This window comes from Saccharopolyspora sp. NPDC003752, from assembly GCF_053605825.1.
Genome location: NZ_JBSGJZ010000003.1, coordinates 381,874 through 389,044 on the forward strand (window position 1 = coordinate 381,874; position 7,171 = coordinate 389,044).

Consider the following 7,171-nt stretch of genomic DNA (forward strand, 5'->3'; position numbering starts at 1 on the left):
GGTTGTTCAAGAATCCTGACGAGGTCCTGCGCTTCATCGCCGATGAGGACGTGAAGTTCGTCGATGTCCGGTTCTGCGACCTGCCGGGCGTGATGCAGCACTTCACGGTGCCCGCGACCGCGTTCGACCAGGACGCTTTCACCGAGGGGCTGGCCTTCGACGGCTCGTCGGTGCGCGGCTTCCAGTCGATCCACGAGTCCGACATGCTGCTGCTGCCGGACCCGTACACCGCTCGCATCGACCCGTTCCGCGCCGAGAAGACGCTGATCCTCAACTTCTTCGTGCACGACCCGTTCACGCTGGAGCCCTACAGCCGCGACCCGCGCAACATCGCGCGCAAGGCGGAGCAGTACCTGAACGAGTCCGGCATCGCCGACACCGCGTTCTTCGGCGCCGAGGCCGAGTTCTACATCTTCGACTCGGTCAAGTTCGGCGAGGCCGCCAACAAGACCTTCGCCGAGGTCGACTCGGTCGAGGGCTGGTGGAACACCGGCCGCGACGAGGAAGGCGGCAACCGGGGCTACAAGACCCGGATGAAGGGCGGCTACTTCCCGGTCTCCCCGTACGACCACTTCGCGGACCTGCGCGACCAGATGGTCAAGCAGCTGATCGGCTCGGGCTTCACCATCGAGCGAGCGCACCACGAGGTCGGCACCGGCGGCCAGGCCGAGATCAACTACAAGTTCAACACGCTGCTGCACGCGGCGGACGACTTGCAGCTGTTCAAGTACGTCATCAAGAACACCGCCTGGCAGCACGGCAAGACCGTGACGTTCATGCCCAAGCCGCTGTTCGGCGACAACGGTTCCGGCATGCACAGCCACATGTCGCTGTGGAAGGACGGCAGCCCGCTGTTCTACGACGAGTCCGGTTACGCCGGCCTGTCGGACATGGCGCGCTACTACATCGGCGGCATCCTGCACCACGCGCCGAGCCTGCTGGCCTTCACCAACCCGACGGTGAACTCCTACCACCGCCTGGTGCCGGGCTACGAGGCCCCGGTGAACCTGGTGTACTCGCAGCGCAACCGCTCCGCCTGCATGCGGATCCCGATCACCGGTGCGAACCCGAAGGCCAAGCGCGTCGAGTTCCGCTGCCCGGACCCGTCCGGCAACCCGTACCTGGCGTTCGCCGCGATGATGATGGCCGGTCTGGACGGCATCAAGAACAAGATCGAACCGGCGGAGCCGATCGACAAGGACCTCTACGAGCTGCCGCCGGAAGAGGCCAAGAACGTGCCGACCGTGCCGGACAGCCTGTCCAAGGTCATCGACAACCTGGAAGCCGACCACGACTTCCTGCTCGAGGGTGGCGTGTTCACCCCCGACCTGATCGAGACCTGGATCGGCCTGAAGCGGGAGGACGAGATCGACCCGATCCGCCTCCGCCCGCACCCGCACGAGTTCTCGCTGTACTTCGACGTGTGATCGGCTGAGCGTTGCTAAAGCGGGGTGGGGACTTCGGTCCCCACCCCGCTTTAGCATTGCTGATCAGATGCCCTGCCACGGCGTCAACGGGGCACCGACCGTGCCGGGCTTGAACCGCAGCAGCGCACCCGCGCAAGGATCGGCGAGCAGCCCGGGCTCGTCGTAGCCGAAGCACGCCGACGTCACGTACATCTCCTCCAGCCGCGATCCGCCGAAGGCCAGGCTCGTGATCCGCCGGGTCGGCGCCCACAGCACGGTTTCGAGGTCCCCGCTCGGGGCGTACCGGTGGATCCGCCCGGTCCAGTGCATCGCGACCCACACGCAGCCCTCGGCGTCCACCGCGACGCCCTCCGGACTGCCCTCCGACTCCGCGCACGCCACCCACTGCCGGCCGGACAGCGCCCGGGCCCGCTCCACGTCGTAGTCGTAGACCCAGATGGCGCGCGTGTCGACCACGTACATCCGCGTGCCGTCCGGGCTCCAGGCCAGCCCACCGGCGGCGGTCACCCCCTCGACCAGCAGCCGCGCGCGGTCGCCGTCGAGGACGAACAGCGCGCTCGCGCGGACGTCGCGGGCGTGCGTCAGCGTGCCTGCCACGAACCGCCCCGCCGGATCGCACGCTCCGACGCTCATCCTGTCGCCGTTGCGCACCTGCACGACCGGCTCCAGCGCGGCGCGGCCCAGGTACACGCGCGCGAAACCGTTCCCCGCGGCGGCGATCAACTGCCCGTGCCGCGTCGCGCCCAGCGCGGTCACCGCGCCCGGCAGCACCCGCACCTCGTCGGCACCGGAATCCCGGTGATAGGTGTGCAATTCGCGGCGCATCAGGTCCACCCAATACACGCAATTGAGCGCCGGCATCCACAGCGGGCTCGTCCCGCACAGCGCCTGCCGGTCGACGAGCAGCTCGAAGTCCTCGGACATCGACCTCTCCCATCCCGAAACACGCCCGCACTCGATCGCCGAGGCTACTGGCGAATTCGGCAATTCGGGACCGCCGACCGGGGTTTCCCAAAAATGGTCCAATGGGGACGCCGGAGCGGCGATGCACCATCCGGCCTATTCGATTACCGCGATTGCGCGCGGTGGAACAATTTCACCGGCCGCCCGCCCCGAATGCTCCACGTTGCACGATCACCGGTCAAAGCCCCGAAATGTCCCGGACGAAACAAACCCGGTCGTGCCCCCGGCCATCGTAATCGCGGTGCACGGGCACCCCGTCGGCCTCGGCGTCGCCGGGAACGAGCTCGAATCCCATGCGCCGGTGGAACGCGATCGACCCGGAGTTGGCCGGGGACGTGATGCAGTGGACTCGGCGGCGCCCGGCACGAGAAGCGGCATCGAAGAATTTGGCATATAGCGCGCGAGCGAGCCCGCTTCGGCGCAGCGTCGGATCGACGCCGACGAAGTGGATGTAGGCGTCCTCGGCGCGGTCGGCGGACAGGAATCCGATCAGGAAACCGGTCATTCGGCCATCCCGCTCGGCCACGAAGCTGGTGCCGGAGAAATGCTGCAGGAACAATCGCGGCACCAGCAGCGACAATTCGCGAGCGGCGGCGGGGCTGCGGGAATCCGTCCACCACGACTCGATCGCCGCCACGATCCGCTGGTGGTCGTGCTCTTCCGCCTGGCGAAGCCGATCAGTCATGCTCGCCACCCTAGGCGTTGCGATCAGGAACCGTAAAAGACGCGTTCGACGACGGCGCGGGCATGCCGCGTGACCCGGAGGTAATCGTCGACGACCTCACCGGTGTCCACTCCGGCCGGATAGCCCAACGCGGCGGCGACCGCGCTCAGCTCCCGGGTGTGCTTGGGAAGCTGGTCGTCGGGCTTGCCGCGCACCAGCATCACCGCGTTGCGCACGCGCATCGCCAACGTCCACGCCTCGATGAGCTCGTCGGCATAACCGGCCTCCATGACGCCGACGGCCGCCGCGGCGCGCAGCCCGTTCACGGTCGAAGTGGTTCGCAGCTCGGGGAACTCGTGCGCGTGCTGCAGCTGCAGCAGCTGCAGCGTCCACTCCACGTCGGCCAGGCCGCCGCGCCCGAGCTTGGTGTGCGTGGCCGGGTCGGCGCCTCGCGGCAGCCGCTCGGAATCCACCCGCGCCTTGATGCGCCGGATCTCCCGGACCTTGGCTTCCTCCAGGCCGCCCTCCGGATACCGGATCGGGTCGATCGCGTGGCAGAACCGCTCGCCCAGGTCCCGATCGCCGGCGACGGCGCGCGCCCGGAGCAGGGCCTGCGCCTCCCATGCCTCGCCCCAACGCCGGTAGTACGTCAGGTAGGAATCCAGGGTTCGAACCAACGCCCCCTGCCGCCCCTCCGGCCGCAGGTCGATGTCGACCTCCAGCGGCGGATCCTGGCTCGGCGCGCCGAGCAGCCGCCGGACCTGCTCCACGACGGAAGTGGCGAACCGGACGGCCGAGCGCTCATCGGCCTCGCCAACGGGCTCGCACACGAACATCACGTCGGCATCGGAGCCGTAACCCAGCTCGTTGCCGCCCAAGCGCCCCATCCCGATGACCGCGATCCGCGCCGGGACCTCGCCACCGGACCGGCTGGCCACGTCCCGCACGGCGACATCCAACGCGGATTCCAGCACGGCGACCCAGATGTTCGACAGGGCTCCGAACACCGTGGTCGGTTCCATCAGTCCGAGCAGGTCGCCGCACGCGATGCGCAGCAGCTCGTGCCGCCGCAAGGAACGCGCCGCGGACACCGCCCGCTGCGGCTCCGAGTACCGCGCCACCGCGCTGCGCAGCGAAACCGCTGCCTCCATCGGATCGCGCTCGGCGAGTGCGGAAGTGTCCGAGAGCAGCCGCAGCACCTCCGGTGCCCGCACCAGCAGTTCCGGCACCAGCTTCGAAGTGCCCAGCAGCTGCGCCAACCGCTCGGCGACCACGCCCTCGTCGCGCAGCAGCCGCAGGTACCAAGGGGTTTCGGCCAGCGCCTCGGAAACCTTGCGGTAGGCCAGCAGACCGCCGTCGGGATCCGGCGTGTTCGCCAGCAGATCCAGCAGCATCGGCAGCAGAGTGCCCTGGATGCTGGCCCGCCGCGACATCCCGGACGTCAACGCCCCGATGTGCCGCAACGCGCCTTCCGGCGAGGTGTAGCCGAGCGCGGCCAGCCGCTCGACGGCCGCCGAGGTGGTCAACCGCAGCGCCGCGGTGGGCACCTTCGCCACCGCCTCCAGCAGTGGGCGGTAGAAGAGCTTCTCGTGCAGTCGGCGAACCCTGTTGCCGTGCCGGCGGAACTCGCCCACCAGGGCCTGAGCCGCGGTGTTCCGGCCACTGGAGCGCAAACCGACCGCGCGGGCCAGCACCGTCAGCGCATCGGCGTCGTCGAACGGCGGGAAGAGGTGGGTGCGCCGCAATTGCCGCAGCTGCAACCGGTGTTCCACGGTGCGCAAGAACCGGTAGGAGTCCACGAGATCGGCCGCGTCCGCGCGGGCCACGTAGCCGCCGTCGCCCAGTGCCAGCAAAGCGTCCAATGTGGATTTCGAGCGGAGCGAGCCATCGCTGCGGCCGTGCACCATCTGCAGCAGTTGCACGGCGAACTCCACGTCCCGCAAGCCGCCGCGGCCGAGCTTCAGCTCACGCTCCACCAACTCCGATGGGACGTGCTCCTCGACCCGCCGCCGCATGGACCGCACGTCCACGACGAATCCCTCGCGCTCCGCTGCGGTCCACACCAACGGCTGCACGGCCTCCAAGTAGCGGTCGCCGAGCTCTTCGTCGCCGGCCACCGGCCGCGCCTTCAACAACGCCTGGAACTCCCAGGTGCGAGCCCACCTGCGGTAGTAGCTGAGGTGCCCGTCGAGCGTCCGAACCAGCGCGCCGGCCTTGCCCTCCGGCCGCAACGCGGCATCGACCTCGAAGAAGGCCGGGCCCGCCACGCGCATCATGAGGCTGGCCAACCGGGTCGCCGTCGGGATCTCCGATTCGCTGTGGGCGACGAACACGACGTCGACGTCGCTGACGTAGTTCAGCTCCCGGCCGCCGCACTTGCCCATCGCGATCACCGCGAGCCGAGGCACCTCGTCCACGCCGGACCGCCGCAGTTCGGCGACGGCGACCGACAGGGCCGCGCGAAGCGCAGCCACCGCGACGTCGGAGAGGTTCGCCGCGACGCTCTCGTACGGCATCGCGGGCAGCGAAGGCTCCGCGACGCTCGCCATGTCATTGCCGGCGACGTCCAGCAGCAAGCCTCGATAGGTACTCCGCAAAGCACTGACCGCCTCCGGGCCGTGCAACTTCGCAACCGGGCCGCCCCCTGTTCCCGGTGCCCCGTCACCGTCCGCCCCCACTGACGCCAGCAGCACAGCAGTGCGTTCCTGGAGGGTGCTCGGCTGAACGGTGTCGGAGCGCAAACGGCACCAGTCACCGGGATTCGCCACGAGATGATCGGCGAACGCCGTGGAATCGCCGAGCACACCGAACAAACGCCCGCGCAGCCCGATGTCGTCCGCGAGCGACCGCGACAACTCCGCCCAGCCCGAGCCGACGGCTTCCCGAATCCGGTCGAGCGACAGCAGCGCGAGATCCGGGTCCGGCGTGCGGGACAACGCGGCGACGATCGGCTCGGATTCCCCCGGGCCGGTGTCCGACCACCAGCCGACTCGCCTCAACTGGTCCCCGGCACGCGACGCGTCGCTGAATCCGTAACGCGCGGTGGACGGCACCGAACCCGATCGGGACGAGTTGCTGTTCGCCATGTTCGAACCGTAGTCCGCATTGAATCCCGTTGGAGACCCCACCTGACGACAATCACGCCAACGGCAGGAACCTGCTGGTGGTCCGCTCCTCCGGCGGCGTGGCGACCAGCCGGACGAAGCGCTCGGCGACCGGCTGCCAGGTTTCGGCGAGGTCGGCGTGGAACTCCCGCAGATGCTCGACCTCCAGTTGCCCCGGCCGCACCGTCTCCGCGACCTCGGGCGACAGCCTGGCCCACTCCAACACCATGTCCGGCGTCGTCTCGATGTGGAACTGCAACCCGTAAGCGCAGTCCCCGACCCGGAACGCTTGGTTGTCGCACTTCGGGGAAGAGGCGAGCAGTTGCGCCGACGGCGGCAGGGAAGAGATCTCGTCGGTGTGGAACTGCAGCACGTCAGGGGTCAACGGAACCGGGCCGAGGAGCGGATCCTCCGCCGCGGCATCCCGCTTCGCCACCAGCAAGGTCCCGGCCTCCGGCCCCTTGCGAGCTGGACGCACCTGGCCGCCGGTTGCGACGGCGAGCAGCTGAGCACCGAGGCATACCGCCAGCACCGGCACCCGCTCACCAACGGCCTTGCTCAGCAGGGCGCGAAGCCCGGCCAACCAAGGGTGTTCCGCGTCGTCGTACACGCCCATCTCGCCGCCGAGCACGACCACGCCATGATGATCTTCGAAGCCGGCCGGGAGCTCCTTCTCCGCCGGAAGCACGACCTCGAGCTCCGCGCCGGCGGCGAGCAGCCATTCACCGAGCTCGCCCGGCGGATCCAACTTCGACGGTTGGACAACGAGAATCCGCACACCACCCATGACCGTGAGCGTACGTGCCGGCAGCACGGCCGCCTACGGCCTTTCGGGCTCGGTTCGCACTTCACGACAAATAGAGAAAGGGTCCCTTCTTTTCCGTTCTACCGGAAAAGAAGGGACCCTTCCCACATAATGTGTCGGCGGTGTCTTACTCTCCCACACCCTGTCGAGTGCAGTACCATCAGCGCTGGGGAGCTTAGCTACCGGGTTCGGAATGGGACCGGGCGGA

Annotated in this window: 5 protein-coding genes and 1 rRNA gene; 1 reads left to right on the forward strand and 5 read right to left on the reverse strand. The window is 68.7% G+C overall.

The window, feature by feature from the left end:
* Positions 1-2: 2 nt before the first annotated feature.
* A complete protein-coding gene (glnA, locus tag ACWEV3_RS06970) occupies positions 3-1,427 on the forward strand; it encodes a type I glutamate--ammonia ligase (protein ID WP_452612967.1) in 1,425 nt (474 codons plus the stop codon).
* Between the two features lie 63 nt (positions 1,428-1,490).
* Here glnA and ACWEV3_RS06975 read toward each other — a convergent pair whose 3' ends face one another.
* From ACWEV3_RS06975 to rrf, 5 genes are all read right to left on the reverse strand, one after another.
* The gene (locus ACWEV3_RS06975; RefSeq protein ID WP_452612968.1) at positions 1,491-2,351 is read right to left on the reverse strand and encodes an SMP-30/gluconolactonase/LRE family protein; all 861 of its coding nucleotides are present in this window, start codon (positions 2,349-2,351) and stop codon (positions 1,491-1,493) included.
* Between the two features lie 217 nt (positions 2,352-2,568).
* Complete coding sequence (locus ACWEV3_RS06980) at positions 2,569-3,075, reverse strand: N-acetyltransferase family protein (RefSeq protein ID WP_452612969.1); 507 nt, start codon at positions 3,073-3,075, stop codon at positions 2,569-2,571.
* 23 nt (positions 3,076-3,098) lie between these two features.
* Positions 3,099-6,140 carry a bifunctional [glutamine synthetase] adenylyltransferase/[glutamine synthetase]-adenylyl-L-tyrosine phosphorylase gene (locus ACWEV3_RS06985; protein ID WP_452612970.1) on the reverse strand — a complete coding sequence of 1,014 codons (3,042 nt, stop codon included), beginning with the start codon at positions 6,138-6,140 and terminating at the stop codon, positions 3,099-3,101.
* Positions 6,141-6,192: 52 nt separating this feature from the next.
* On the reverse strand, positions 6,193-6,945 hold the full coding sequence (locus ACWEV3_RS06990; protein WP_452612971.1) for a type 1 glutamine amidotransferase: 753 nt from the start codon (positions 6,943-6,945) through the stop codon (positions 6,193-6,195).
* Positions 6,946-7,077: 132 nt separating this feature from the next.
* Positions 7,078-7,171: ribosomal RNA gene (rrf, locus tag ACWEV3_RS06995) — 5S ribosomal RNA — on the reverse strand; the annotation flags it as partial.